This is a genomic window from Paracoccus onubensis (genome assembly GCF_003591515.1).
Taxonomy (GTDB): Bacteria; Pseudomonadota; Alphaproteobacteria; order Rhodobacterales; family Rhodobacteraceae; genus Paracoccus; species Paracoccus onubensis.
This window is the reverse complement of sequence record NZ_QZCG01000004.1, coordinates 207,031-232,337: the sequence shown is the minus strand read 5'-3', so window position 1 is coordinate 232,337 and position 25,307 is coordinate 207,031. Positions and strand designations below refer to the sequence as shown.

The 25,307-nt window shown below is 60.3% G+C and carries 22 protein-coding genes; 15 read left to right on the top strand and 7 right to left on the bottom strand.

Annotated features, from left to right (window positions below):
* The first annotated feature begins 25 nt into the window (after nucleotides 1–25).
* The 3 genes from zapE to pnp all read left to right on the top strand — a co-directional run bounded on the left by zapE (nucleotide 26) and on the right by pnp (nucleotide 3,847).
* Nucleotides 26–1,180 (top strand): cell division protein ZapE, encoded by a 1,155-nt coding sequence (zapE, locus tag D3P04_RS07690; RefSeq protein ID WP_408634360.1) that lies wholly within the window; start codon nucleotides 26–28, stop codon nucleotides 1,178–1,180.
* A gap of 140 nt (nucleotides 1,181–1,320) precedes the next feature.
* On the top strand, nucleotides 1,321–1,590 hold the full coding sequence (gene rpsO / locus D3P04_RS07685) for a 30S ribosomal protein S15 (protein WP_119747511.1): 270 nt from the start codon (nucleotides 1,321–1,323) through the stop codon (nucleotides 1,588–1,590).
* A gap of 112 nt (nucleotides 1,591–1,702) precedes the next feature.
* On the top strand, nucleotides 1,703–3,847 hold the full coding sequence (gene pnp / locus D3P04_RS07680; protein WP_119747509.1) for a polyribonucleotide nucleotidyltransferase: 2,145 nt from the start codon (nucleotides 1,703–1,705) through the stop codon (nucleotides 3,845–3,847).
* A 54-nt stretch (nucleotides 3,848–3,901) separates the two neighbouring features.
* On the opposite strand, the gene D3P04_RS07675 is transcribed toward pnp, so the two are convergent.
* Nucleotides 3,902–4,807 (bottom strand): glycosyltransferase family 8 protein, encoded by a 906-nt coding sequence (locus D3P04_RS07675; RefSeq protein ID WP_182912770.1) that lies wholly within the window; start codon nucleotides 4,805–4,807, stop codon nucleotides 3,902–3,904.
* Between the two features lie 120 nt (nucleotides 4,808–4,927).
* On the opposite strand from D3P04_RS07675, the gene D3P04_RS07670 reads away from it, so the two are divergent.
* Both D3P04_RS07670 and D3P04_RS07665 read left to right on the top strand, forming a co-directional pair.
* Nucleotides 4,928–5,707 carry a hypothetical protein gene (locus D3P04_RS07670; RefSeq protein ID WP_119747505.1) on the top strand — a complete coding sequence of 260 codons (780 nt, stop codon included), beginning with the start codon at nucleotides 4,928–4,930 and terminating at the stop codon, nucleotides 5,705–5,707.
* Nucleotides 5,704–6,531 (top strand): glycosyltransferase family 2 protein, encoded by an 828-nt coding sequence (locus D3P04_RS07665; RefSeq protein WP_119747504.1) that lies wholly within the window; start codon nucleotides 5,704–5,706, stop codon nucleotides 6,529–6,531. The genes D3P04_RS07670 and D3P04_RS07665 overlap by 4 nt, the downstream gene beginning before the upstream one ends.
* Before the next feature lie 71 nt (nucleotides 6,532–6,602).
* Here the strand turns inward: D3P04_RS07665 and D3P04_RS07660 are convergent, their stop codons facing one another.
* Nucleotides 6,603–7,259 carry a peroxiredoxin gene (locus D3P04_RS07660; protein ID WP_119747502.1) on the bottom strand — a complete coding sequence of 219 codons (657 nt, stop codon included), beginning with the start codon at nucleotides 7,257–7,259 and terminating at the stop codon, nucleotides 6,603–6,605.
* Between the two features lie 179 nt (nucleotides 7,260–7,438).
* Between D3P04_RS07660 and D3P04_RS07655 the strand changes: the two genes are divergently transcribed.
* Entirely contained in the window at nucleotides 7,439–8,884 is a 1,446-nt protein-coding gene (locus D3P04_RS07655) for an aldehyde dehydrogenase family protein (protein ID WP_220475290.1), read from the top strand.
* A gap of 78 nt (nucleotides 8,885–8,962) precedes the next feature.
* Here the strand turns inward: D3P04_RS07655 and D3P04_RS07650 are convergent, their stop codons facing one another.
* Entirely contained in the window at nucleotides 8,963–9,616 is a 654-nt protein-coding gene (locus tag D3P04_RS07650; RefSeq protein WP_333473094.1) for an OmpA family protein, read from the bottom strand.
* Nucleotides 9,617–9,880: 264 nt separating this feature from the next.
* On the opposite strand from D3P04_RS07650, the gene hisD reads away from it, so the two are divergent.
* The 3 genes from hisD to D3P04_RS07635 are packed head-to-tail and all read left to right on the top strand — an operon-like array spanning nucleotide 9,881 to nucleotide 12,147.
* On the top strand, nucleotides 9,881–11,194 hold the full coding sequence (gene hisD / locus D3P04_RS07645; RefSeq protein WP_119747496.1) for a histidinol dehydrogenase: 1,314 nt from the start codon (nucleotides 9,881–9,883) through the stop codon (nucleotides 11,192–11,194).
* On the top strand, nucleotides 11,191–11,670 hold the full coding sequence (locus D3P04_RS07640; protein WP_119747494.1) for a UPF0262 family protein: 480 nt from the start codon (nucleotides 11,191–11,193) through the stop codon (nucleotides 11,668–11,670). The genes hisD and D3P04_RS07640 overlap by 4 nt, the downstream gene beginning before the upstream one ends.
* 3 nt (nucleotides 11,671–11,673) lie before the next feature.
* The gene (locus D3P04_RS07635; RefSeq protein ID WP_119747492.1) at nucleotides 11,674–12,147 is read left to right on the top strand and encodes an arsenate-mycothiol transferase ArsC; all 474 of its coding nucleotides are present in this window, start codon (nucleotides 11,674–11,676) and stop codon (nucleotides 12,145–12,147) included.
* A gap of 14 nt (nucleotides 12,148–12,161) precedes the next feature.
* Here D3P04_RS07635 and D3P04_RS07630 read toward each other — a convergent pair whose 3' ends face one another.
* The gene (locus D3P04_RS07630; protein WP_220475286.1) at nucleotides 12,162–12,371 is read right to left on the bottom strand and encodes a DUF1127 domain-containing protein; all 210 of its coding nucleotides are present in this window, start codon (nucleotides 12,369–12,371) and stop codon (nucleotides 12,162–12,164) included.
* A 158-nt stretch (nucleotides 12,372–12,529) separates the two neighbouring features.
* Here D3P04_RS07630 and D3P04_RS07625 point away from each other — a divergent pair, with 158 nt between their 5' ends.
* A complete protein-coding gene (locus D3P04_RS07625) occupies nucleotides 12,530–13,396 on the top strand; it encodes a LysR family transcriptional regulator (RefSeq protein WP_119747490.1) in 867 nt (288 codons plus the stop codon).
* A gap of 107 nt (nucleotides 13,397–13,503) precedes the next feature.
* Here D3P04_RS07625 and ade read toward each other — a convergent pair whose 3' ends face one another.
* Nucleotides 13,504–15,234, bottom strand: coding sequence for an adenine deaminase (gene ade, locus D3P04_RS07620; protein WP_119747670.1), 1,731 nt, complete (start codon nucleotides 15,232–15,234; stop codon nucleotides 13,504–13,506).
* Between the two features lie 289 nt (nucleotides 15,235–15,523).
* On the opposite strand from ade, the gene trkA reads away from it, so the two are divergent.
* From trkA to hflX, 4 genes are all read left to right on the top strand, one after another.
* On the top strand, nucleotides 15,524–16,900 hold the full coding sequence (trkA, locus tag D3P04_RS07615; RefSeq protein ID WP_119747488.1) for a Trk system potassium transporter TrkA: 1,377 nt from the start codon (nucleotides 15,524–15,526) through the stop codon (nucleotides 16,898–16,900).
* Between the two features lie 10 nt (nucleotides 16,901–16,910).
* Nucleotides 16,911–18,539: a TrkH family potassium uptake protein gene (locus D3P04_RS07610; protein ID WP_232844924.1), complete on the top strand. Its 1,629-nt coding sequence runs from the start codon at nucleotides 16,911–16,913 to the stop codon at nucleotides 18,537–18,539.
* A gap of 109 nt (nucleotides 18,540–18,648) precedes the next feature.
* Nucleotides 18,649–18,882, top strand: coding sequence for an RNA chaperone Hfq (hfq, locus tag D3P04_RS07605; protein WP_106689381.1), 234 nt, complete (start codon nucleotides 18,649–18,651; stop codon nucleotides 18,880–18,882).
* Nucleotides 18,883–20,220: a GTPase HflX gene (gene hflX / locus D3P04_RS07600; protein WP_119747484.1), complete on the top strand. Its 1,338-nt coding sequence runs from the start codon at nucleotides 18,883–18,885 to the stop codon at nucleotides 20,218–20,220.
* 233 nt (nucleotides 20,221–20,453) lie between these two features.
* Here hflX and pyrF read toward each other — a convergent pair whose 3' ends face one another.
* Complete coding sequence (gene pyrF, locus D3P04_RS07595) at nucleotides 20,454–21,146, bottom strand: orotidine-5'-phosphate decarboxylase (RefSeq protein WP_119747482.1); 693 nt, start codon at nucleotides 21,144–21,146, stop codon at nucleotides 20,454–20,456.
* Between the two features lie 159 nt (nucleotides 21,147–21,305).
* On the opposite strand from pyrF, the gene clpB reads away from it, so the two are divergent.
* Entirely contained in the window at nucleotides 21,306–23,945 is a 2,640-nt protein-coding gene (clpB, locus tag D3P04_RS07590; protein WP_119747668.1) for an ATP-dependent chaperone ClpB, read from the top strand.
* Between the two features lie 72 nt (nucleotides 23,946–24,017).
* Here clpB and D3P04_RS07585 read toward each other — a convergent pair whose 3' ends face one another.
* Nucleotides 24,018–25,232, bottom strand: coding sequence for a winged helix-turn-helix domain-containing protein (locus D3P04_RS07585; RefSeq protein WP_119747480.1), 1,215 nt, complete (start codon nucleotides 25,230–25,232; stop codon nucleotides 24,018–24,020).
* Between the last annotated feature and the right edge of the window lie 75 nt (nucleotides 25,233–25,307).

Here is a 25,307-nt window from a genome sequence, read left to right as displayed (position 1 = left end):
CGCCCTGCAAGGGGTCAAGCGCCGTATGGCTCTTGCGGGCGGGCAAGGGTCGTGGCAGTTGGGCGAAATGGGCATTGTGTCAGAGATTTATCGGCGGCATGCGACGGAAGGGCGGATCAAACCCGATCCCGCCCAGGAAGCGGTATTGCCGGAGCTTGACCGTGTGGTTGCAGGGCTGCGCGAAACGGATATGGCGCAGCCGCGCCGGAAGACCGGCTGGCGGGCCCTGTTCGGCAGCGCGGCGCCCGAGCCGGTCCCGGCGCAAAAGGGGCTTTATCTCTGGGGCGGAGTCGGGCGCGGCAAGTCCATGCTGATGGATCTGATCGTGGAGGCTACGCCCGGAAAAGCGGTGCGCCGGGTGCATTTCCATGAATTCATGCAGGAAATCCAGTCCGGGCTGAACGAGGCCCGAAAGCGCGGGGATCAGGACACGGTGCGCCCGGTGGCCGAAGATGTTGCCTCGAAGGTCAGGCTGCTTTGTTTCGATGAGATGCAGATCACCGATATCGCCGATGCGATGATTGTCGGGCGGCTGTTCCAGATCCTGTTCGATCTGGGCGTCGGTATCGTGACCACCTCGAACCGGGTGCCTGAAGATCTGTATAAGCACGGGCTGAATCGCCAGCTTTTCCTGCCCTTCATCGACCTGATCCGCGAACGGATGGAGGTAGTCTGCCTGGACAGCGAAACCGATTACCGCCAGAATCGCAGCGGTGACCGGCTGGTCTGGTTCGTGCCCGCGAATGATCAGACACATGCTGCGCTGGATATGGTGTGGGATGATCTGACCGGAGGCGCAACGCCCGAAGCCTGCGAGATCCAGATGAAGAACCGAAGCTTCCAGCTTTCGGCCTGTGCGGGCAGGGTCGCGCGCTCGGGCTTCTGGGAACTTTGCGGCCAACCGTTGGGTGCGGCGGATTATCTGGAACTGGCGCGCCGGGTCGATGTGCTGATCATCGACGGCATTCCCCGGCTTGGAATCTCGAATTACAACGAAGCCAAACGTTTCGTGATCCTTGTGGATGCATTATATGAAGCGAAGGTCAGGCTGATCGCCAGCGCCGCGGACGAGCCCGAACAGCTATATAACGAAGGCGAGGGCAGTTTCGAATTCGAGCGTACGGCCAGCAGGCTGCGCGAGATGCAGGATGCAGGTTGGGGTCGGCAGGCCGAGGCGTGACGAAACGCTTTTCTTTTGCGGCAAAACCTTTTATAGGCATGCAGCCGCTTGGCATGCGCCACAGCGGCGATACTCCATGGGCCAATGCTGGACGACATCCCGGCTTGTGCCATAACTCTCTGATATGAAAGGAGACCCCGGTGTCGATTACTGTTGAGGAAAAGGCCAAGGTCATCAAGGAATATGCCACCAAGGACGGCGACACAGGTTCGCCCGAAGTGCAGGTGGCGATTCTCACGTCGCGTATCTCGACGCTGACCGAGCATTTCAAGACGCATAAGAAAGACAACCACTCGCGTCGTGGTCTGCTGAAGCTGGTCGCGCAGCGCCGCAAGCTGCTGGACTATCTGAAGCGAAAGGACGAAGCGCGCTATACCGCACTGATCAAGAATCTGGGGCTGCGCCGCTGATCCAACTGGAACGCGCCCGCCGGTCGGGCGCGTTTTCATATGGCGCCGGGCAATGGGGTCTGGCGCCCGCATGATGAAGGTGCGGCAGGGGCCGTGCCGGTAAGGAAAATAGATGTTTGATGAAGTGAAGAAATCGATCCAGTGGGGGCAGGAAACCCTGACACTGGAAACGGGCAAGGTTGCCCGTCAGGCCGACGGCTCGGTCATTGCCACTCTGGGCGAGACGAGCGTCATGGCCAATGTCACCTTTGCGAAGGAACCGAAGCCCGGCCAGGACTTCTTCCCGCTGACGGTGCATTACCAGGAAAAATATTACGCCGCCGGCAAGGTGCCGGGCGGCTTTTTCAAGCGCGAGGCCCGTCCGACCGAGAAAGAGACGCTGACCGCACGCCTGATCGACCGGCCTTGCCGCCCGCTGTTCGCGCCGGGCTTCAAGAACGAAGTGCTGGTGATGTGCACCGTGCTGTCGCATGATCTGGTCAATGACCCCGATATCGTCGCGATGATCGCGGCATCGGCTGCGTTGACGATTTCCGGCGTTCCCTTCATGGGACCGATCGGTGCGGCTCGGGTCGGGTTCGTGGATGGCGAATATGTCCTGAACCCCGAAGTTTCGGATATGGACAAGCTGCGCAACAATCCCGAGCAGCGCCTTGATCTGGTCGTCGCGGGCACCAAGGACGCCGTGATGATGGTTGAGTCCGAAGCCTATGAACTGACCGAGGAAGAGATGCTGGGCGCGGTCAAATTCGGCCATGAGGCGCTTCAGCCGGCGATCGACCTGATCATTCAGCTTGCAGAGGCCGCTGCCAAGGAGCCTTTCGACTTCCAAAGCCCGGATTATTCGGCGCTTTACGCGCGTGTGAAGGAACTGGGCGAGTCCGATATGCGCGCCGCCTATGCCCTCCGTGATAAATCCGAGCGTCAGGATGCGGTGGCTGCGGCGAAGACGAAAGTCAAGGAAGCGCTGAGCGAGGAAGAACTGGAAGATCCGAATCTCGGTTCCGCGTTGAAGAAACTGGAATCGGGCATTCTGCGCGGCGATATCATCAATGGCGGTGCCCGGATCGACGGGCGCGACACGAAAACCGTCCGCCCGATCGTCAGCGAAGTCGGCCTGCTGCCGCGCACCCATGGTTCGGCGTTGTTCACCCGCGGGGAAACGCAGGGGCTGGTCGTGACCACGCTGGGTACCGGCGATGATGAGCAGATCATCGATGCGCTGCACGGCAATTTCCGCAGCAACTTCCTGCTGCATTACAACTTCCCTCCCTATTCGGTCGGTGAAGTTGGCCGCGTCGGTTCCCCCGGTCGCCGCGAGATCGGGCATGGCAAGCTGGCATGGCGTGCGCTTCAGGCGGTACTGCCCGCTGCTACCGATTTCCCCTATACGATCCGCGTCGTTTCCGAGATCACGGAATCGAACGGTTCGTCCTCGATGGCCTCCGTCTGCGGCGGTTCGCTGTCGATGATGGATGCGGGCGTTCCGCTGAAATCGCCGGTTGCCGGTGTTGCCATGGGCCTGATTCTGGAAGATGACGGCAAATGGGCGGTTCTGACCGATATCCTTGGCGACGAGGATCACCTTGGCGACATGGATTTCAAGGTTGCCGGGACTGAAGCCGGGATCACCTCGCTGCAAATGGATATCAAGGTTGCGGGTATCACGCCCGAGATCATGGAGCAGGCTCTGGCGCAGGCCAAGGACGGCCGGATGCATATTCTGGCCGAGATGGGCAAGGCCCTGACCGAAGGTCGCAACGAGTTCAGCGCCCATGCGCCGCGTATCGAGACGATGACCATCCCGACCGACAAGATCCGCGAAGTGATCGGCTCGGGCGGCAAGGTGATCCGCGAGATCGTCGAAACCTCGGGTGCCAAGGTCGATATCAGCGATGACGGCGTGATCAAGATTGCCTCGGCAAATGCTGAATCGATCCAGAAGGCCTATGACATGATCCACTCGATCGTGGCGGAGCCCGAAGAAGGTCAGATCTACACCGGCAAGGTGGTGAAACTGGTCGATTTCGGTGCCTTCGTGAACTTCTTCGGCAAACGCGACGGGCTGGTTCATGTCAGCCAGATCGCCAATCGCCGTCTGGGCCATCCTTCGGAAGTGCTGAAGGAAGGTCAGGAAGTGAAGGTCAAGCTTCTGGGCTTCGACGATCGTGGCAAGGTACGCCTTGGCATGAAAATGGTCGATCAGGAAACCGGTGAGGAAATCATCGAGAATAAAGAAGAGGCAGCGGAAGAGTAAGATATCTTACGCTTGGTTGTTGAAGGAAGGGCGCCAGGACTTGGCGTCCTTTTTTCATTCCGGCCTGAGATCGGGAAAATCAGCCAGGAATTGCCTTAGCCGGCGGCGATAATGAAAGGTCGCCTTTCCTTTGCTGGACCAGATATCCTTTCGTGGGTTTCTCCAGGGTTTTTGTGGCCCGTGATAATGAATGATACGTGGCTCGTCTGGCAGCAACTCGTATTCGGGCAGATCCAGTTTTCGGAAAATCTCTCTGTGACGTTTGCTGCGGCCCCAGGATAAATTCCACATGATATCCAGAAAACGAACATTTCCCTTGAACAGGATGTTCAGGTGATCCTGATCTCCATGCGACATGTCCGAGGCGGCGCAGACGTCCTCTACATTCTGCATAAGCTCTGGTTCGCTGCGGATCTGATGGCAGTTGAAAAGCATGATACCCGCGTTGAAGTAATCCGTCGGCGGCGTCGGATGCAGAAGAGTCGTAACTTCGGATATCCGCGCCCTGCCATCATGACATGCAGCTTTCGGGTACGCGAGCCAGTGAAGCAGAGTGTAATCCCTGATGACCCCGGCATAGGCCGAACCAAGATCGATCTCGAATAGTGGCGTGACATCGTTCACCACCAATGTGTCACCATCGATATACAGCGCGTAACCGTCGATATATGCGGGAATGAACAATCGCCCCATTGTCGCGGCCGAGATGTAATCTTTGGGGCCATGCGCGCCTTTGAGATGCTCGGCTGCCAGGTTCTTCGTCAACAATGTGACATCGGGATTGATCGCCGCCACGCGTGAGATACTCTGCCAGTGTTCGTCATCGAGGTTGTCGCCCCAGATATGCAATTCAGCCTTGCCGGATATGGTTTTGAGCAAGCTCCAGACCGAGACGAGCGTGGGTTTCAGAAACCCCGCGTCGGTCACGTAGACGATTTTCGGAGAAGTCATCGGTGTCATGCGCTTTAACATTCCTGCTACTGGTTACATCGGTTAACGATGGGTTGCGGGGATGGGTTCCGTAATGATTTGGGAAGAGCTAGGGTGACGAGGCCGTCAGAACACCGTCCGGGAGGCGCAATGGAGAACATACCCAGCATCCTCACCATGAAATGGGGCACTCTTTACAGTTCCGAGGATGTGAACCGGCTTTATCGTCAAGTCAGGCGTAACCTCGCGCGTCCGCACCGCTTTATCTGTTTTACCGACGATGCCGAAGGGCTGGATCCGGGGATCGAGGCGCAGGCTTTGCCCGAACTCGGCCTGCCCGAAGGTCATGCGGATACCCGCTGGCGGAAACTGGCATTGTTTCGTCCCGATCTGGGCGGGCTGAGCGGAACCGCGCTGTTTCTGGATATCGATCTGGTGGTGGTGAATGACCTGTCGCCCTTTTTCGATCATCCGGGCAATTTCCTGATCATCCGCGATGACGACCTGTTCCGGTCCAAACCGCTGCGCAAGCTGAATCCTGACCGTGACCGTTTTCTGCACAGTGTTGGAAATTCCAGCGTCTTCCGCTTCGAGATCGGACAGCATGGTTATATTCTGGACGCTTATCTTGCAGACCCGGCCGCGGCGACCGCGAATTACGAGATCAGTCAGCAATTTCAATCAGCTCAACTGGCCGCGCAGGGGCATCTGAACTACTGGCCGCGTGGCTGGTGCGTCAGCTTCAAGAATGATTGCGTGCCGCGTAACCTCCTTAGCTATCTGCAGGATCCCGCCTTGCCCGAAGGCGCAAAGATTGTCCTTTTCGCCGGAGAGCCGAAAATGGCGGATGTGTTTTCCGGAACCGGAAGCCGCTGGTATCGGCGGATCGGCAAGATCGACTGGCTCCGGAAAGCGTGGCAGGGATCATGATCAGCAATTGGTTCCGGGGTTTCAAACACAGCCAGCGGCAAAAGCGCGCAATCTCCGAGATTGCTTCGCGGTCCACCGCGCCGGGCATTGCGCATGGTCTGTCCGCGCCGCTGATCGTGTCGCTTACCAGCTATCCGGCACGTTACGGCACACTGTCATTGACGCTTGCGGCGCTGTTGCGGCAATCAGTCCAGCCTGACAAGGTCATTCTCTGGCTGGACAAGGGAGACGAGGCCAGCCTGCCTGCCGAGGTTGTGGCATTGAAATCCGAGGGACTCGAGGTGGCGATCTGTCCCGACTGGCGTTCCTACAAGAAGATCATACCCACGCTGACCGCATGGCCAGAGGCGTTCATCGTTACTGCCGATGATGACGTCTATTACCCGTATGACTGGCTGGAAGCTTTGGTGGCCGCTGCCTCTGACGCCACAGGGATCGCCTGTCACCGTGCCCATCGGATCAGCCTCGGCACAGACGGGTTGCCGCTGCCATATGAGGAATGGGCGCATAATATCGCCAGTCCCGACCGTTCGCCGCTGGTTTTTCTGACCGGGGTGATGGGGGTCATCTATGCGCCGGGGGTCTTTCACCCGGATATCCTGCGGGACGATCTGTTTACGGAACTCAGCCCCGGCAGTGATGATGTCTGGCTATACTGGATGCACCGGCTCGCCGGAACAGAGGCGCAGAAGATCGGAAACCGCGCCCGGATTCTTGAATGGGGGGGTAGTCAGATCCAAAGCCTCCGGGCGGAAAACGTGACCGGGCTTGGCAATGACCGCGCGATAAAGGCAATGCTGGGCAGATATGGCTGGCCCGGCTAGGGAATCCGCCCGCCCGATCTTCAAGCCCGTGAGGCACCCCGGCAGAACCCGCCGGGGCAGCTGCTGTTCACTTACGCTGGATCCTTGGCAAAGCGCAGATAGGGCAGCTTGATGTCCAGCGAGCCGTATTTCTCTTCTGCGGCCTTGTCGTCCAGCGCCAGCGCCACGATCACATCCTGACCCGGGACCCAATTGGCCGGCGTGGCCAGCGGTGCGCCATCCGTTTTCTGCACTGCATCCAGAGCGCGGAGGATCTCGGCGAAGTTACGGCCGACCGACATCGGATAGGTCATCGTCAGGCGCACCTTCTTGTCGGGGCCGATGATGAAGACGGTACGGACCGTCGCCGAATGCTGCGGGGTGCGGCCCTCGGTCGGCAGGTAGTAATCGGCGGGCAGCATGTCATAGGCCTTGGCCACCGTCAGGCTGCTGTCGTCGATGATCGCGAAATTCGCGGGGCTGCCGGCGACCTGTTCGATATCGCGTTTCCATTTCTGGTGATCGTCCACGGAATCGACGGAGACGCCGATAACCTTGGTGTTCCGCTTCTCGAATTCCGGAATGAGTTGGGCAACGGCGCCGAACTCGGTCGTGCAGACCGGGGTGAAGTCGCGCGGATGGCTGAACACGATGCAATAGCTGTCGCCCAGCCAATCGTGGAAACGGATTTCTCCTTCGGTGGAACTTGCAGTGAAATCAGGCGCGGTATCGTTGATTCGCAGAGACATGGGCCATCCTTTCAATTGATTCCGTCAACTTAACATAGGCGCGCCACTACGGATTGCCAGCCCGGCTTTCTGCGATATTTCGCCCATGTCCGGACACCGTGCTGTCTGATTGACCTTGCAGTGACGGATAGGCGGTGCCACCTTCCCCTCATACATCTCAGGAGGACGCGATGAGCACGCTGTTGGACAAGCGCAAATTCTATATTGGCGGTCAGTGGGTCGATCCGGTCAAGGCAAATGATCTGGAGGTGATCGATCCGTCGAATGAAGAGCCGGTTGCGGTCATCAGTCTGGGCGGTCAGGCGGATACGGATGCAGCGGTCGCCGCCGCGAAGGCCGCTTTCCCGGCATGGTCACAGATCGGCAAGGCGGAAAGGCTGGCCTATGCCGAGAAGATCGCCGAGATCTATCAAAGTCGGGCCGAGGATATGGCATGGGCGATCAGCCACGAGATGGGGGCGCCGCAGGATATGGCTCTGAGCAGCCAGACCGGCGCGGGGCTGTTCCATATCCAGACCTTCATCACCGCATTCAAGGATTTCGAGTTTCTCCGCCCGCTGGGCGATCATGCCCCCGGCACCATGATCGCGTGGGAGCCGATCGGTGTGGTCGGGCTGATAACGCCGTGGAACTGGCCGATGAATCAGGTCACGCTCAAGGTGATCCCGGCGATCATGGGCGGTAATACCTGTGTGCTGAAGCCGTCGGAGATCGCGCCGCTTTCCTCGATCGTATTCGCGGAAATCCTGGACGAGGCCGGATTGCCGGATGGCGTGTTCAACCTCGTGAATGGCGATGGTGCCGGCGTAGGCACGCAGCTTACCACGCATAAGGATGTCGAGATGATCAGCTTTACCGGCTCGACCCGCGCCGGGATTGCGATCAGCAGGACGGCTGCGGACAGTCTTAAGAAGGTGGTGCTGGAGCTGGGCGGCAAGGGGGCGAATATCGTCTTTGCCGATGCCGATGAAAAGGCGGTGATCCGAGGCGCGAAGCATTGCTTCAACAATAGCGGCCAGTCCTGCAACGCCCCGACCCGGATGCTGGTCGAACGCTCGATCTATGACAGCGCGGTCGAGACGGCGGCCAGAGTGGCCGAGGAAACGGCGGTCGCGACGGCACATCAGCCCGGCAAGCATATCGGTCCGGTGGTCAGCAAGCAGCAATGGGACAAGATCCAGGATCTGATCCAGAAAGGGATCGATGAAGGCGCGCGTCTGGTTGCCGGCGGTCCCGGCCTGCCCGAAGGCGTCAATCGCGGCTATTTCGTGCGTCCGACGGTTTTTGCCGATGTGCGCAATGACATGACGGTCGCGCAGCAGGAAATCTTCGGCCCGGTCCTGTCCATCCTGCCTTTCGACAGCGAGGAAGAGGCCGTCGAAATTGCGAATGACACGCCTTACGGGCTGACCAATTACGTGCAGTCCCAGGATGGCGAGCGGCGCAACCGCGTCGCCCGTCAGTTGCGTGCCGGTATGATCGAAATGAACGGCGAAGCACGCGGCGCCGGCTCGGCATTTGGCGGCGTGAAAGCCTCGGGGCGCGCGCGGGAAGGCGGTGTGATGGGACTTGAGGAATTCATGGATTCCAAATTCATCAGCGGATGGGATCGCAGCGCCGGGTGAGCCGTGCCTGTCACGGCTGCATTAAAAAAGGGGCGGTGAGAGCCGCCCCTTTTTCCGTTGGTTTCGGGTTCTGCCGGATTACTGCGTCGGGCGGATAAGGATCTCGACCCGGCGGTTCTGGGCGCGTCCCTGCTCGGTTCCGTTCGAGGCAACGGGCTGCGACTCGCCGCGGCCCACCGCGACCACACGGTTCGAGGACACGCCAGCGGCGGTCAGGATACCGGCGACGGATTGTGCACGGCGCTGCGACAGATCCTGGTTGTGATTGGCGCTGCCGGTATTGTCGGTATGGCCGATCACCTCGACGCGGCTGTTCGGATATTGGTTCAGGTTGCGCGCGACGGCGTAAAGATCGTTCTGCGCCGGGCCGGACACGGCCGCCGAGTCGGTCGCGAACAGGATACCTTCGGGCAGGATGACCTGCAGGTAGGAACCATGATTGACGATCTGGACATTCGGGTTGCTGATCGCCTGATCCAAAGCGGCAGCCTGACGGTCAAGAATGTTGCCCGCGACAGCACCGGCCGCCGCACCCAGGATCGCGCCTCTGGCGGCATCGCGGCCCTGATTGTTCTTGTCGTCATCGCGGGTCGCACCAAGAACGGCACCGACCGCTGCGCCTGCCAAAGCGCCCTGCTGTGTGCGGGACATGCCCGTACCCGTTCCGGTCCCGTCGGTGGGGGCGCATGCGCCAAGGGCGATCAGGCCCGACGTGGCGAGAATTGTGGTCATTCGGAGATTCATCTGTCTCACTTTCCTGTTGGTTGGCGGCCGGGGCCGTGCCGCGCAGATGTTGACGTCCCTTAACGTCCCGTTGCCGGGCCGTTATTCTAACGCCGCATAGGCTGACGCAGTTCCGCATGAAAGGGAAGAGGGATGATATCATACCCTGATGACCTCTGGCACCGTGTTGCAATTCGATTGTGACGTCACGCCGGGATGCGCTTGAGGCTGCGCAATCAAGCCGCTAACAAGGCGTGATTGCGAGGGAATGTCATGCCGGTCACATTGAATACTGCCGATCCTGAATTCGAACGCCGCTTTTCCGAATTGCTGTCGGCCAAGCGCGAAGATTCCGTGGATGTGAACGATGCCGTGGCCGCGATCATTGCGGATCTACGCGCGCGCGGCGATGCGGTTCTGTGCGAGCTGACCTCGAAATTCGACAGGCTCGACCTGACGCCGGACCGGTTGCGTTTCACTGCGGATGAAATTGCCGAGGAAACGGCGAAGGTTTCCCCCGAAGATCGCAGCGCCCTTGCGCTGGCGGCCGAACGTATCCGTGCCTATCACGCGCGGCAGATGCCCGAGAATGTGAGCTGGACCGATCCCGAGGGAGCGACTCTCGGCTGGCGCTGGTCGCCTGTATCGGCGGCGGGGCTATACGTGCCGGGCGGGCAGGCCGCTTATCCGTCCTCGGTGCTGATGAATGCGATCCCGGCACGTGTGGCCGGCGTGGAGCGGTTGATGATCTGTGTGCCGACCCCTGACGGGGTGATCAACCCGCTGGTGCTGCTGGCAGCCCAGATTTCGGGTGTGGACGAGGTTTACAGGATCGGCGGGGCACAGGCCGTGGCCGCGATGGCTTATGGCACCGAGACGATCCGGCCGGTGGACAAGATCACCGGCCCGGGAAACGCTTTCGTTGCGGCGGCCAAGCGGCAGGTGTTCGGGCGCGTCGGAATCGACATGATCGCCGGGCCGTCCGAGGTGCTGGTCATCGCGGAAGGCGCGCAAAACCCCGATTGGCTGGCCATGGATCTTCTGGCGCAGGCGGAACATGACGCTGACGCTCAGTCGATTCTGATCACTACCGATACGGCGCTTGGCCATGCCGTTGCGGGGGCTGTTGACCGAATTCTTCCTACCCTGCCACGGGCCGGGATCGCAGGCGCAAGCTGGCGCGATTATGGCACCATCATCTTTGTCCGGAATCTGGAGGAGGCCGCGGCATTGTCCAACCGTATCGCACCCGAACATCTGGAGCTTTGCGTGGACGATCCCGAAGCTTTGGCGGGAAAATGCGTCCATGCCGGCGCGATCTTCCTTGGCGCGCATACACCCGAAGCGATCGGCGATTATGTCAGCGGTCCGAACCATGTCCTGCCGACGGCACGCTCTGCGCGGTTTTCCTCGGGTCTGTCGGTGCTGGATTTTCTCAAACGGACCACGCTGGCGCGGCTGACGCCCGGTGCATTGGCCGCAATCGGGCCGACCGCGATACGATTGGCCAATGCCGAAGGATTGCAGGCGCATGGCGCCTCGGTTGATCTGCGTCTTGCAGAGTTGAATGAAAGGACCGGGGAATGAACCGGATCACCCGTATCGAGATAGACGATTCCGCGATTCCGCCCGCACTCCCCGAGATGGAGCAGGAACGGAAGGTCGCCATCTTCGATCTGATCGAGGATAACAGCTTTGCGGTCCCCGGGCGCGACGGTCATCCCAGGCCCGAAGGACCCTTTGCACTTGAACTTGCGGTTCGCGAAGGACGTCTGGTCTTCGACGTGACAACTGAAAAGGGCGGCAAGGTGGCGGAATTTCACCTGTCTCTCGGGCCTTTCCGGCAGACGGTGAAAGATTATTTCCAGATTTGCCAAAGTTACTTCGAGGCCGTGAAACGCCTTCCTCCGGCGCAGATCGAGGCGATCGATATGGCGCGGCGCGGCATCCATAACGAAGGCGCGCGCATTTTGCAGGAGCGGTTGGAGGGCAAGGCCGAACTGGATATCGATACCGCAAGGCGGCTGTTCACATTGATTTGCGCGTTGATTCCTCAGGGCTGACGCATGTCGCAGAACAGAATTCCAGCTTCGGTTCTATTCTGTTGCGACCACAATGCCGTTCGCTCGCCCATGGCAGAAGGCATCATGAAGAAGCTCTACGGTCATGCCGCCTATATACAATCCGCCGGGGTCAAAAACGATCTGGAGATAGACGGTTTCGCAATCTCGGTTTGCGAAGAGATCGGCGTCAAGATTTCCAACCATCAAAGCCGCAGTTTTGACGAGATGAAGGACTGGGGGGACGATCTTGGGGGTTTCGACCTGATCGTTGCGCTTTCGCCGGCAAGCCAGCGGCAGGCGCTGGAACTGACCCGATATTTTCATCTGGATGTCGAATATTGGCCGATCATGGATCCGACGGGACTGGGCGAGGGACGAGAGGACCGCCTTCGCGCCTATCGGCAGACCCGGGATCAGATCATGTCAAACATGATCGAGCGCTTCGGCCCCGCCATAGAAAACAGCAGGCGGGGCTGAAACGCCGGATTTTATTATCTGCTGCGCCAATGGGCCGGAACATCCCAGATTTTCCGTGCCAGTTCGGCCTCGACATCGTCGCGGGTCAGACCTACATCCTTTAATTGATCGTCCGACAGCCGCGATAGATCGATGCGGGTTTTGCGGACATCGAACATCGTCAGGATACGTTCAAGCCAATTCGGGCGCGGAACGATTCCCTGTCCGGTTACGACGCGTAACATTGTAGCGGATTTCTGTGCCATTATTCATCTCCGGTGATCATTTTCATCAATTCGGATGATGCAACGTGCTGATTTCATCCTGTATGTTGATATTTAGGGAGAGCTGTCGTATTCGTAAAACGAATGATTTTGATGATATCCATCAGAAGGGTTGAACAATGCGGAATCTCGATATTGCGACGCTCAGATCGCTCCAGGCAGTCGCAGAATATGGTGCCGTGACCCGCGCGGCCGAGGCGTTGAACATGACGCAAAGCGCCATGTCCATGCAGATGAAACGGCTGGAAGAGGTTTTCGGCCAGCCCCTGCTGCTCAAGCAGGGACGCGGGGTGGTCCTGTCCGATTTCGGCGAGGAGCTGCTGGCCGAGGCGCGCAAGATGGTGGCGATGAATGATTCGATCGTGGCGCGGTTTACTGGCGTGTCACCGAAAGGGCGGCTGCGGGTCGGAATCAGCAGCGACTGGTTGTTCGAACGGGTGGCCCAGGCAGTGCGCGCGTTCCGGCAGTCGAACCCCGATATCGAGCTTGTCATCGATTATGCACGCAGCAGCGATCTTCGGGCGCAGATGAAGCGGGGCGAGCATGATCTGATCCTCGTGACCGAGTTCGAGGCGCCTCCCGGCGCGACTCATCTTGCCAAGGTCGATATCGTCTGGGCCGGCGCCGTCGGAGGCGAGGCATGGACACAGCGTCCTTTGCCGATCGCCAATACCACGACCTGTGCTTATCATCCGGTGGGGATTCTGGAACTGGACAAGGCCGGGATCGACTGGACGCTGGTTGCCGGGCAGGGTGGACATGATACCTGGCATGTCCTTGCTGTCGCGGATCTGGGTGTGACCATCAAGCTTCGGGGCGTCTGCCTGTCCGGACTCGAGAATATCGAGCATGGTGGCGCATTGCCGCCGTTACCTCCGACATGGATGAATGTCTATTTCGCCGATGGTCCGGCGCGGGCAGTCGCGGCCGAATTCACTGGATATCTGCGTCACGCGATCAGCGAAATCTCCGCTATGGCGGCCTGATTCCGACGAATTCTATAATTCGCCGCGATTTCGTTTCCGGGCGGAGCGAGATGGCCGTACGGATGGTAGCTCGTCATTATCGTTCGAGTATGGGATTTGGCGATACCTCAATCCGCGATGATTTCGAATTTTTCGACATCGACCATCCCCCGGTCGGTGATCTTGAGTGCCGGAATTACCGGTAGTGCCAGAAAGGCCAATTGCAGGAACGGTTCCTTGAGTGTGACATCCAGATCGCGGGCGGCCTTTCGCAGCGCGTCCAGTTTGCCTCGGACATGCTCGAAGCTTTCCAGACTCATCAATCCGGCGACCGGAAGCGCAAGTTCGGCCAGAATCTTCCCCCCGGCGGCCACAGCAAATCCACCTTCGATTTGTGCAAGCCGGTTGGCCGCGAGCGCCATATCGCCGTAATCCGCGCCGACAACCGCTATATTGTGATGATCGTGACAGACCGTGGAGGCGATGGCTCCGCGAACCATTCCAAATCCGCGCACGAATCCGGTCGCGATATTGCCGTTTCGTCCATGCCGTTCGATCACCGCGATCCGCAACAGGTCACGCGCCGGGTCCGGACGCTTGTCGCCACCTTCCGGCGGGATGTCTTCGTGCAGATGTTGCGTGATGATCTTGCCTTCCGTGATCCCGATCACATGGGTTTCGCTGCGATTGCCCGCAAAGCGGAAATCGTCCGGTGAAACTTCCGGGGCCTTGACCGATCGTCGTCCCACCGGGGATACAGAGCCGCGGGCCGCAAACGCCTCTTCGTCCACGACGTGCCCACCGCAAAGGACAAGCTGCGCGTGACAGCCTTGCAGAGAATCCACGGCAACGATGTCCGCCCGCAACCCAGGTGCGATCAGCCCGCGATCCTTCAGGCCGAATGCTTCGGCGGCTGACAGCGATGCGGCGCGATAGGCGGCCAAAGGCGGGGTGCCCAGCTCGATCAGCCGGCGGATCATATAGTCCAGATGGCCATGCTCGGCGATGTCCAGGGGATTACGGTCATCCGTGCACAGGCACATATAGGGCGCGGTGATATCGGTCAGCACGGGTTGCAGCGCTTCGAGATCCCGCGAGACAGAGCCTTCCCGGATCAGGACGCGCATGCCCTTGCGCAGTTTTTCAAGCGCTTCCTCGGCCGTCGTCGCCTCGTGCTCGGTACGGATTCCTGCGGCGATATAGGCATTGAGGTCGCGGCCCAGAAGTTGCGGGCAATGCCCGTCGATATGACCGCCCTCGAACAGGCGAAGTTTGGCCATTGCCGTGGGATCGCGATGGATCACACCGGGGTAATTCATGAATTCCGCCAGCCCGATGCCGGATGGATGCCCCATGACGCGGCGCAGATCATCGGCCTCGATCCGGGCGCCCGAGGTTTCCATCTCGGTCGATGGCACGCAGGAGGACAATTGTACCCGAAGATCCATCAGCAGATGTTCGGAGGCCTGCTGAAAATAGCGGATACCTTCCAAACCGATGACATTCGCGATCTCATGCGGATCGCAAATGGCCGTCGTGATGCCGCGAACGGTGACGCAGCGGTCAAATTCAAATGGCGTGACAAGGCTGCTTTCAACATGCAGATGCGTGTCGATGAAGCCCGGCACCAGCGTAAGACCGGTCACGTCGATCACGCGAAGCCCCTCGTAATCGGCATGGACCCCGGCAATCCTGTCGCCGCAGATCGCGACGTCGCCCGCAATCATCGCGCCGGTGACGAGATCCAGAACCTTCCCGCCCCGCAACACCAGATCGGCGGGGCGATCGCCCCGGGCCTGTGCGATGCGGTTTTCCAGATCGTCCTTCCGCGAATTGTCCGTTCGGGTGGTTTGGGTCATGTTCATGCTCGTTGTAAGATGTTTCGCGGCCAGAGACGGGCTGCTGAACCGGTATTCGTCTTGGCATTTTTCTATTGCGGGTTTCTTTCGGCGCTCAGCGTGAATTTCAGGTTTTTCCATTCATGTCACGGCAGAGAGTTTCAGGCAAATCCGATAACCGGCAGGCGTTCCGCGAATGATACAGGTTCGGGATAACCCGTCTTGCCCGCGATTCTGGGCAGTTGCGTCCGGCACGCGGGGGGCATAGGCATATTGGACAGCGGAATGCAGCGGCTGGATGAGGGCAGACATGAAGATCATCATCTGCGGCGCGGGCCAGGTCGGCTGGCAGATCGCGCGGCATCTGTCGGGCGAGCGGAACGATGTGACCGTTATCGACAACAAACCCGAACTGATCCGCCGCGCGACCGATTCCCTTGACGTTCAGGGGGTCACCGGCTTTGCAAGCCATCCGGACGTTCTGGACAGGGCAGGCGCCCGTGATGCCGATCTGATCATCGCCGCGACCTATTCGGACGAGGTGAATATGGTCACCTGTCAGATCGCGCATTCGGTCTTTCAGGTGCCGCGCAAGATCGCTCGCCTGCGGTCAAGCGCCTATCTCGACGCGATTTATTCGGATCTCTATCGTACCGATCATCTGCCCATCGACGTGGTGATCAGCCCCGAGCGTGAAGTCGCCAAGGCCGCCCTGCAACGGCTTGACGCACCATCGACCTTCGATGTCGAGACATTTCTTGGCGGCCGGGTGCATCTTCTGGGCATCGCGCTGGACGATGATTGTCCCGCATTGAATACGCCTCTGCGCGAACTCAATGAGATTTTTTCAAGCCTGCGCGCCATCGTGGCCGGTGTGCGCCGGGATAACAGGCTTTTCGCGCCCGAGGCAGGCGATCAGCTTTTCGCGGGGGATCAGATCTATATCTTCTCGCATGCAGATGATGTGGGCAGGACACTGGAAATTTTCGGCAAGCCAGCCCAAAAGCAAGAGCGCGTTGTGATCATCGGGGCCGGGAATGTGGGCCTGTCGGTGGCACGCGCATTGGAGGGGCGGCAACAGCGGATTCGCGCCAAACTGATCGAGCGCGACCGGGAGGTTGCAGAATATGCCGCCGATCAGCTTGAACGCACCATTGTTCTGAACGGCGATGGCCTGTCCGCCGAGCTTCTGGAGGAAGCATCGGTTCCGGTTGCGGATGCCGTTCTTGCGGTGACGGATGATGACAAGACCAATATTCTTGCCGCAATCCGTGCCAAGCAGGCCGGAGCAAGGATGGCGATTACGTTGATCAACGATCCGACGCTGGTGCCGCTGATGGATGTTCTGGATATCGACGCCTATATCAATCCCCGTGCAACCACCGTCTCCACGATCCTGCGCCATATCCGTCATGGACGTGTGCGCGACATCTATTCGATCGGGGATGCCGAGGCGGAAGTCATGGAAGCGCAGGTCCTTTCCACCTCGCCCATGGCAGGCCGGGGGATCCGCGATATCGAGTTCCCCGAAGGCGTATTGATCGGCGCGGTGCAGAGAGGCGACAGGATCATCAAGCCCTCTTCCGACACAAGGATCGAAGAGGGCGATATCGTTCTGATTTTCGCGCTTACACATGACGTGCCCGAGGTCGAACGCCTCTTGCAGGTCTCGATCGACTTTTTCTGAGGGCCGCATAGTGAGGGGTCACAGACGTTTGCCCATCCTGCTGCTGCTGACAGTGATCGCGGCGCTGGCGATGCTGATCCCGGCGGCTTATGCCTCGGCCATCGACGAGGATGCCATCGCCCGGAATTTCTTTTATTCGGCGCTTCTCTGCCTGACATTCGCAGGCATGATCGCATTGGCGACTGCGGCCAATCCCGGAACAAGGCGGTCACGCGACCTGTTGCTGATCTGTGTCGCCGTCATTGGGGCTTTGCCGGTTATCCTGGCCATGCCTTTCGCGGAAAGTCTGCCGGATACTGGCATGTTCAACGCCTGGTGGGAAATGGTCTCGTCGCTGACGACTACCGGTGCGTCGCTTTATTCGGCCGATCTTTTGCCCGCGCCCCTGCATCTGTGGCGGGCTCTGGTCGGCTGGATGGGGGGGCTGTTCATACTGGTCGCTGCGGTGGCAATCCTCGCACCTCTGCGGATCGGCGGCTTTGAAATCATGTCCTCCCCCTATGCGAGAAACGAAAGATTCACGCCGTTGCCGGAAAGTGCGAACCCGCGCCAGCCCGCCTCGCATCTGTCCTCGCCAGCCTTCCAGACAGAGTTGACCGATCCCTCTTATCGGCTGATCCGGACGGCACGCGCGGTCTTCCCGGTTTACGCGGGACTGACATTGTTGCTTTGGCTGCTGCTGCTGTTGCTGGGGGACAGTTCATTTATCGCGCTGTGCCGTGCGCTGGGAACCGTTTCCACAAGCGGCATATCTCCTACTCTTGGTCCCGCCGGCGAAAACTCGGGCATGCTTGGGGAAATGGCCGTCTTCCTGTTTCTGCTTCCCGCCTTGTCGCGGCGCTTCTGGCCGGGTGGAGGCGAGTTGAGGGCGACCGAGCGGGCCCGGCACGATCCCGAACTCAGATTCGCGTTGGTGATCGTCCTGCTTGTCGCCACGATCCTGTTCGCGCGTCATTTCTTTGCCGCGATCGACTCGAGCGGCGCAGGTGACGGCACGCAGCGGGCATTGACGGATTTGCGGCAGGGGATGTCGGCGCTGTGGGGCGGGCTTTTCAGTGCGCTCAGTTATCTCACGACCACGGGGTGGCACTCGGTTGAATGGCAGAACGCCCGTGCATGGTCCGGCTTGTCGAGTCCGGGGCTGATTCTTGCCGGACTCGCGATCACGGGAGGCGGAGTCGCAACTACCGCCGGAGGCGTCAAGCTGCTGAGGATCTATGCCCTCGCGCGGCATGGCGAGCGCGAGATAGAGCGAATCATCCATCCGAACTCGGTCGCCGGAGGAGGGCGGATGGCCCGGAGGTTGCGGCGGGAAGGCGCCTATCTGGCCTTCATCTTCTTCATGCTGTTCGCCGCGTCGATCGGAGTCACGATCCTTCTGGTCTCGCTTCAGCAAATCGAATTCGAGACGGCGACGATCCTGTCGATTGCGGCACTCACCAATACCGGTCCGCTGGCATCGGCCATTCCGCTTACGCCTGCTTTTGAAGGCACGGCAGGGATTGCCTCTGCCCCGTGGGAGGGATGGTCCGGGCTGTCGGTCATGACCAAAACCGTTCTGGCCGGGGCGATGATCGTCGGACGTCTGGAAATTCTGGCGATCCTCGCCCTGTTTACGCCTGAATTCTGGCGGAGGTGACGGATGGAAAGCCTTGCTTCGGATGCGGATGCAGTTTGCTTGCAAGCCTTGCGGCGCTCGCATAAATGTTAATTAATGCCCGAACCCAAGAAACGTACTGGAAACTCAAATGGCCAACGATAAGCAAAACCTGCAGGACGCCTTTCTCAATCATGTCCGCAAGGCCAAGGTGCCGGTTACGGTATTTCTGATCAATGGTGTCAAATTGCAGGGCGTCATTACCTGGTTCGACAATTTCTGCGTTCTCCTGCGCCGTGACGGGCAGTCCCAGCTTGTCTACAAGCACGCGATCAGCACGATCATGCCGGGCCAGCCGATCTCGCTTTACGAAGGCGAGGATTGATTGGCCGAACCCGCCCCGACCGAGGCAAACCCGACCCGCGCCTATGTGATTCATCCCGATCTGGGTCACGCCCGGATCCAGAGGCGCGAGCCCGAGCGCGCCCTGGCCGAGGCCGTGGCGCTTGCTCATGCCTTGCCGGGAATCGAGATGGTCGGCGAAGAAGTGGCACGCTTGCGCGAACCCAATCCCGGCAGTCTTTTCGGGAAGGGCAAGCTGGCCGAGATCGGTGAAAGGCTCGAGGCGGCAGAGGTGGAACTTGTGCTGATCGACGGGCCGGTAACACCGGTTCAGCAGCGCAATCTCGAAGATCGCTGGAAGGTCAAGCTGCTCGACCGCACGGGGCTGATTCTGGAAATCTTCGCCGATCGGGCGCGTACGCGCGAGGGCGTGTTGCAGGTTGAACTCGCGGCACTCTCCTATCAACGCACGCGGCTGGTGCGGGCCTGGACCCACCTTGAACGGCAGCGTGGCGGCCTTGGCTTCGTGGGCGGCCCCGGCGAGACGCAGATCGAGGCTGACCGCCGCGCCATCGACGAGCAGATGACCCGCCTGCGCCGGCAGCTTCAGCGGGTGGTCAGGACCCGCAGCCTGCATCGCGCCGCCCGTGCTCGCGTCCCTTATCCCATCGTGGCGCTTGTGGGCTATACCAATGCGGGAAAATCCACGCTGTTCAACCGGTTGACCGGGGCCGAGGTCATGGCCAAGGACATGCTGTTCGCCACGCTTGATCCCACCATGCGGGCGATCCGCCTGCCGGATGCAGGCGGTGGCAGTTCGGGGCGTAAGATTATCCTGTCGGATACGGTCGGCTTCATCTCCGACCTGCCGACCGAATTGGTCGCGGCCTTCCGCGCCACTTTGGAAGAGGTGCTCGAGGCCGACCTGATCCTGCATGTTCGCGATATCAGCCATCCCGAAACCGAGGAGCAGGCGGCCGATGTCGCCGATATCCTTGAAAATCTTGGCGTGGCCGAGGATGTCGAACTGATCGAGGTCTGGAACAAGATCGATTCCCTGTCCGGGGAAACCCGCGCGGCGTTACGCCGCACCGATGCGCGAACCGAAGGCGTGCAGGCGGTCAGTGCGCTTTCGGGTGAAGGATTGCAGGATCTGACCGCCGCCATCGAGGCGCATCTGACTCGCGCGCTCGACGAGGCGCGAATACATGACACGGTGATATTGCCTTTTACCGACGGCCGCAGGCGCGCATGGCTGCATGACGCTGGCGTGGTCGAGCGGGAAGAAACCACAGAGGATGGGCTGCGCCTGCATCTGAGCTGGACGGAGCGCCAGAAATCGGCCTTTGCCTCGCTGGGCGCGAAATCGGAAGATAGCTGAGCGCGCCCTGCGTGGTGTTCCGCCGCCTCGGTATGTCGCCGAATCGCGTTGAACTGATCATGTTATAGGGGAGATTACGTTCCGCGCCGTGGCGGGGGATTTTACATCCCCCGCACCCCCTGCAAGGTATTTGTACAAAGAAGAAGCGCAACGGAGGGAGGCGTTTTGGGGCGATCTGGCGATATAAGGGGCAGGATGCGCAGGGGCAGGGCGAGGCCAGCCATCTGTGGCTATCATCCCGGGATAGCCGCCATCTCCGCCAGGATATCCCGCGCGGCCTTTCGGGGGTCCTCCGCTTTCCAGACCGGGCGGCCGACAACGATGTGATCGGCCCCGGCGCGAATGGCACTGGCCGGGGTTTCAACCCGTTTCTGGTCGCCCAGATCGGCGCCTGCGGGCCGTACTCCCGGCGTTACGATTAACCCCGAGTCCGGTAAGGCGCGGATCGCAGCTGCCTCTCGGGGTGAACAGATGATGCCATCAGCACCGGCTTCGAATGCTCGGGCCGCGCGTTCCACGGTGATCTCGTGCAGATCGCCCTCGCGGATCATCCCTGCGTCCAGATCGGCGCGTTCCAGCGAGGTCAGGATGGTGACGCCAAGGATTTTCAGATTGCTGCCCGCAGCACCCTCTTTCGCGGCGCGAACCACATGCGGATCGCCGTGAACTGTCAGGAAGTCCAGATCGAACTGTGCCAATCCGCGCACGGCTGCCTCGACCGTGGCGCCGATATCGAACAGTTTCATGTCCAGAAAGATGCGCTTGCCGTGATCCTGTTTCAGCTCATTCGCCAAGGCCAGCCCGCCGCCGGTCAGCATCCCCAACCCGATCTTGTAGAACCCCACGGCATCGCCCAGCTTTTTCGCCAGCTCCAGCCCCGCAATCGCGTTCGGCACGTCAAGCGCCACGATCAGCCTGTCATCCATCTTCGCCCCAATTCCGCCGCAAATCGCGCTCTTATTGCACAGGTTTTTATGGCTTGAAAGCAGCCTGATACTCCCCATCTTCTATCCGAAGACCCGAACCGCGGCGTGCCTTTACAGGGCGTCTGTCAACTCGGGGGCTAACAAAAGGAGAATATGCCGATGAACATGGAAAAGTTCACGGAACGGTCGCGCGGGTTCCTGCAAGCCGCGCAAACCATTGCGATCCGCGAGGGAAATCAGCGGGTCGTTCCCGAACATCTGCTGAAAGCATTGATGGATGACGATCAGGGGCTTGCCTCGAACCTGATCAACCGCGCGGGTGGCGACGCCCGGCGTGTCGCCGAGGCTGTGGATCAGGCGGTTGCGAAGCTTCCCAAGGTCAGCGGCGGCGAAGGGCAGGTCTATGTCGACCCTTCGATGGTCCGCGTGCTGGATGAGGCCGAGAAACTGGCCAAGAAGGCGGGCGACAGTTTCGTTCCTGCCGAGCGCGTGCTGATGGCTTTGGCCATGGTGAATACCAATGCCAAGGATGCGCTTGAGGCCGGAGCGGTGACACCGCAAAAGCTGAACTCTGCGATCAACGATCTGCGCAAGGGACGCACGGCGGATTCGGCGAGTGCCGAGGACAGCTACGAGGCACTCAAGAAATATGCCCGCGACCTGACCGAGGCCGCCGAGCAGGGCAAGATCGATCCGATCATCGGCCGTGACGAGGAAATCCGCCGCGCCATGCAGGTTCTCAGCCGTCGCACCAAGAACAACCCGGTGCTGATCGGCGAGCCGGGCGTGGGCAAGACCGCGATCGCCGAGGGGCTGGCGCTGCGTATCATCGACGGCGACGTGCCTGAATCCCTGCGTGACAAGCGATTGATGGCTCTGGATATGGGCGCGTTGATCGCCGGGAGCAAATATCGCGGCGAATTCGAGGAGCGGCTGAAGGCGATCCTGAAGGAAATCGAGGCCGCAGCTGGTGAAATCGTGCTGTTCATCGACGAATTGCACACGCTTGTCGGCGCGGGCAAGACGGATGGCGCGATGGACGCCGCGAACCTGATCAAGCCGGCGCTTGCACGGGGGGAGTTGCATTGCATTGGCGCCACCACGCTGGACGAGTATCGGAAATATATCGAGAAGGACGCGGCACTTGCCCGGCGCTTCCAGCCTGTGATGATCGTGGAGCCGACGGTTGCCGACACGATCAGCATCCTGCGCGGGATCAAGGAAAAATACGAACTTCATCACGGTGTCCGCATCAGTGACGCCGCGCTGGTCGCTGCCGCGCAATTGTCGAACCGTTACATCACTGACCGCTTCCTGCCCGACAAGGCCATAGACCTTGTGGACGAGGCTGCCAGCCGCCTGCGGATGGAGGTGGATAGCAAGCCCGAGGAACTCGATGCGCTGGACCGCCAGATCCTGCAATTGCAGATCGAGGCGGAAGCCTTGAAGAAAGAGGATGACGCGGCCAGCAAAGACCGGTTGGAGACGCTTGAAAAGGAACTGTCGGACCTTCAGGAACGCAGCGCCGGGATGACCGCCCGCTGGCAGGCGGAGCGTGACCGGCTTGAGGGCTCACGCAGCCTGAAAGAGCAGTTGGACCGGGCGCGGGCCGAACTGGATCAGGCCAAACGCGAGGGCAATCTGGCCCGCGCGGGTGAGTTGTCCTATGGTATCATACCGGATCTCGAAAAGCAGTTGGCGCAGGCCGACGAATCCGAGGAAAGCGGGCCGATGGTCGAAGAGGCCGTGCGCCCCGAACAGATCGCTGAAGTGGTCGAGCGCTGGACCGGTATTCCGACCTCCAAGATGCTTGAAGGTGAGCGCGACAAGTTGCTGAAAATGGAGGAAGAACTGACCGCTCGCGTGATTGGTCAGTCGGAAGCCGTCACCGCGGTCTCCAATGCCGTGCGTCGCGCGCGCGCCGGGTTGAATGACGAGAACCGCCCGCTTGGATCCTTCCTGTTCCTTGGCCCCACCGGTGTCGGCAAGACCGAGTTGACCAAGGCGCTGGCCGATTACCTGTTCGATGACGATCAGGCCATGGTCCGCATCGATATGTCGGAATTCATGGAGAAACACTCGGTCGCCCGCCTGATCGGTGCGCCTCCGGGCTATGTCGGCTATGATGAGGGCGGCGTATTGACCGAGGCGGTCCGCCGCCGTCCTTATCAGGTGATCCTGTTCGATGAGGTCGAAAAGGCGCATCCCGATGTGTTCAACGTGCTGTTGCAGGTTCTTGACGACGGGAAGCTTACCGACGGACAGGGCCGGGTCGTGGATTTCAAGCAGACGCTGATCATCCTGACCTCGAATCTTGGATCGGGGGCGCTCTCGACCCTGCCCGAGGAGGCGGATTCCAGCGATGCCCGCCATCAGGTGATGGAAGCGGTGCGGGCGCATTTCCGTCCCGAATTCCTGAACCGGCTGGATGAGATCATCATCTTCCGCCGCCTGACGCGCGAGAATATGGACGGTATCGTCAGCATCCAGCTTGAGCGGCTGGAGGCGCGTCTGGCAGGCCGCAAGATCACGCTTGAACTGGACGAGGATGCCCGCAAATGGCTGGCCGATCAGGGCTATGATCCGGTCTTCGGTGCCCGGCCGCTCAAACGTGTGATTCAGCGTGCCTTGCAGGACCCGCTGGCGGAGCTGCTTTTGTCCGGCGAGGTTCTGGACGGGCAGACCATTCAGGTCAGTGCAAGCGATGACGGGCTGCTGGTCGGCAATCGTGTCGGGCATGCCGGGCATCGGCTTGGGGCGGTCGGTGAAGGGCCGAAATCCGAAGCGACCCTGCACTGAATGAAAACCGGGGAGGGCGATCTGTCCTCCCCGAACCTTATCCGGGAATCCTTGGATGTCCCTCGCGGTCGGTTATGCCGGTACCGTATCGCGTTGCCAGCCATCAGTGAATTCGACCGCCGCGCAGCCCGAGAACCGGGCAAGCCGTTCAAGTTCCGCCTCGAGCCGCGCGATCCGTGCCTTGCCCATTGCGATTCCGGCTTCGGGCCAAAAGGCACGTACGGACAGGCAATCCCTATCGCGCAGGGCTTTCGCATCGATACGCCCGATCAGGCGCGCTCCTTCCATGACCGGAAAGACATAATAGCCATATGTCCGTTTGGGCTCGGGAACAAAAATTTCGATGCGATAACGAAAGCCGAACAACCGCTCGGCCCGCCTGCGATCGCGCAGCGCCGGATCGAAAGGCGACAGGATACGGATGCGCGTCGACGGAGGTTCGGGGGTTCGCGCGGCGGCTTCCATGATGTCCGGACGGGCATAGCTGCGCCAAAGGCGACCATCGGCCCCCATGAAACGCCCCTCAATCAGACGTCCGGCGGCGATTTCGGACATGCACCAGTCGCGGACTTCGGCAGGGGAAAACACATCCCAGAAGGCGGCAATCTCGCCATGGGTGGCAAAGCCCAACCGGTCGATGGCCGCACTGCAGGCCCATTCCAGCGTCACGCCGTTTTCCTCGGCTGCGCGATGCAGTTCGGGTATGACCTTCTCTGTCAGGTCGTAGAATTTGCGGAATCCTTCGCGCTTCGCTATGGCAAGCCTGCCGCTGCGCCACAGATATTCCAGCGCAGCCTTGGCGGGATGCCATTCCCACCAGCCACCCCCGTTCCCTGCCTTGCCATCCCCTGCTTCACCGGCAGAGAGGGGGCCGTGCCGTGCAATACGATTCAGCACCTCATCGCATTCGCCCATAAAGGCATCGCCCTGCCATCTCGGCCAGCGTTCTTCCATGCGCTTGCGGCTGCGGTGAAATTTCTCGTGCCAATAGCGGAAGTACCGTGTCGGGATCACGGCGGCATCATGGGTCCAGTTTTCGAAGATGCTGCGGTCGCGTTCCAGCAGGCGTGCAAGGGTCGCCGGGCGATAACGCTGCCTGCGTGACCACAGGATCATGTGATGGGCGCGGGCGACGGTCTGCACGCTGTCCACCTGAACAAAGCCAAGCCGTTCGATCAGTGCTTGCATTTCGGCGGCGCCGGCGGGACCGGTCGGCGGTTCAATCAAGGCGTGACGGTCAAGGAAAAGATGGCGGGCGACCCGGTTGTCAAGGTGAAATGCGGTCATCAGAGGCTCCCATATATTGGCCTTGCGCGGGGACCTTGATGCAGCCGCATATCATCGATCCGCCCTGCCACGTCG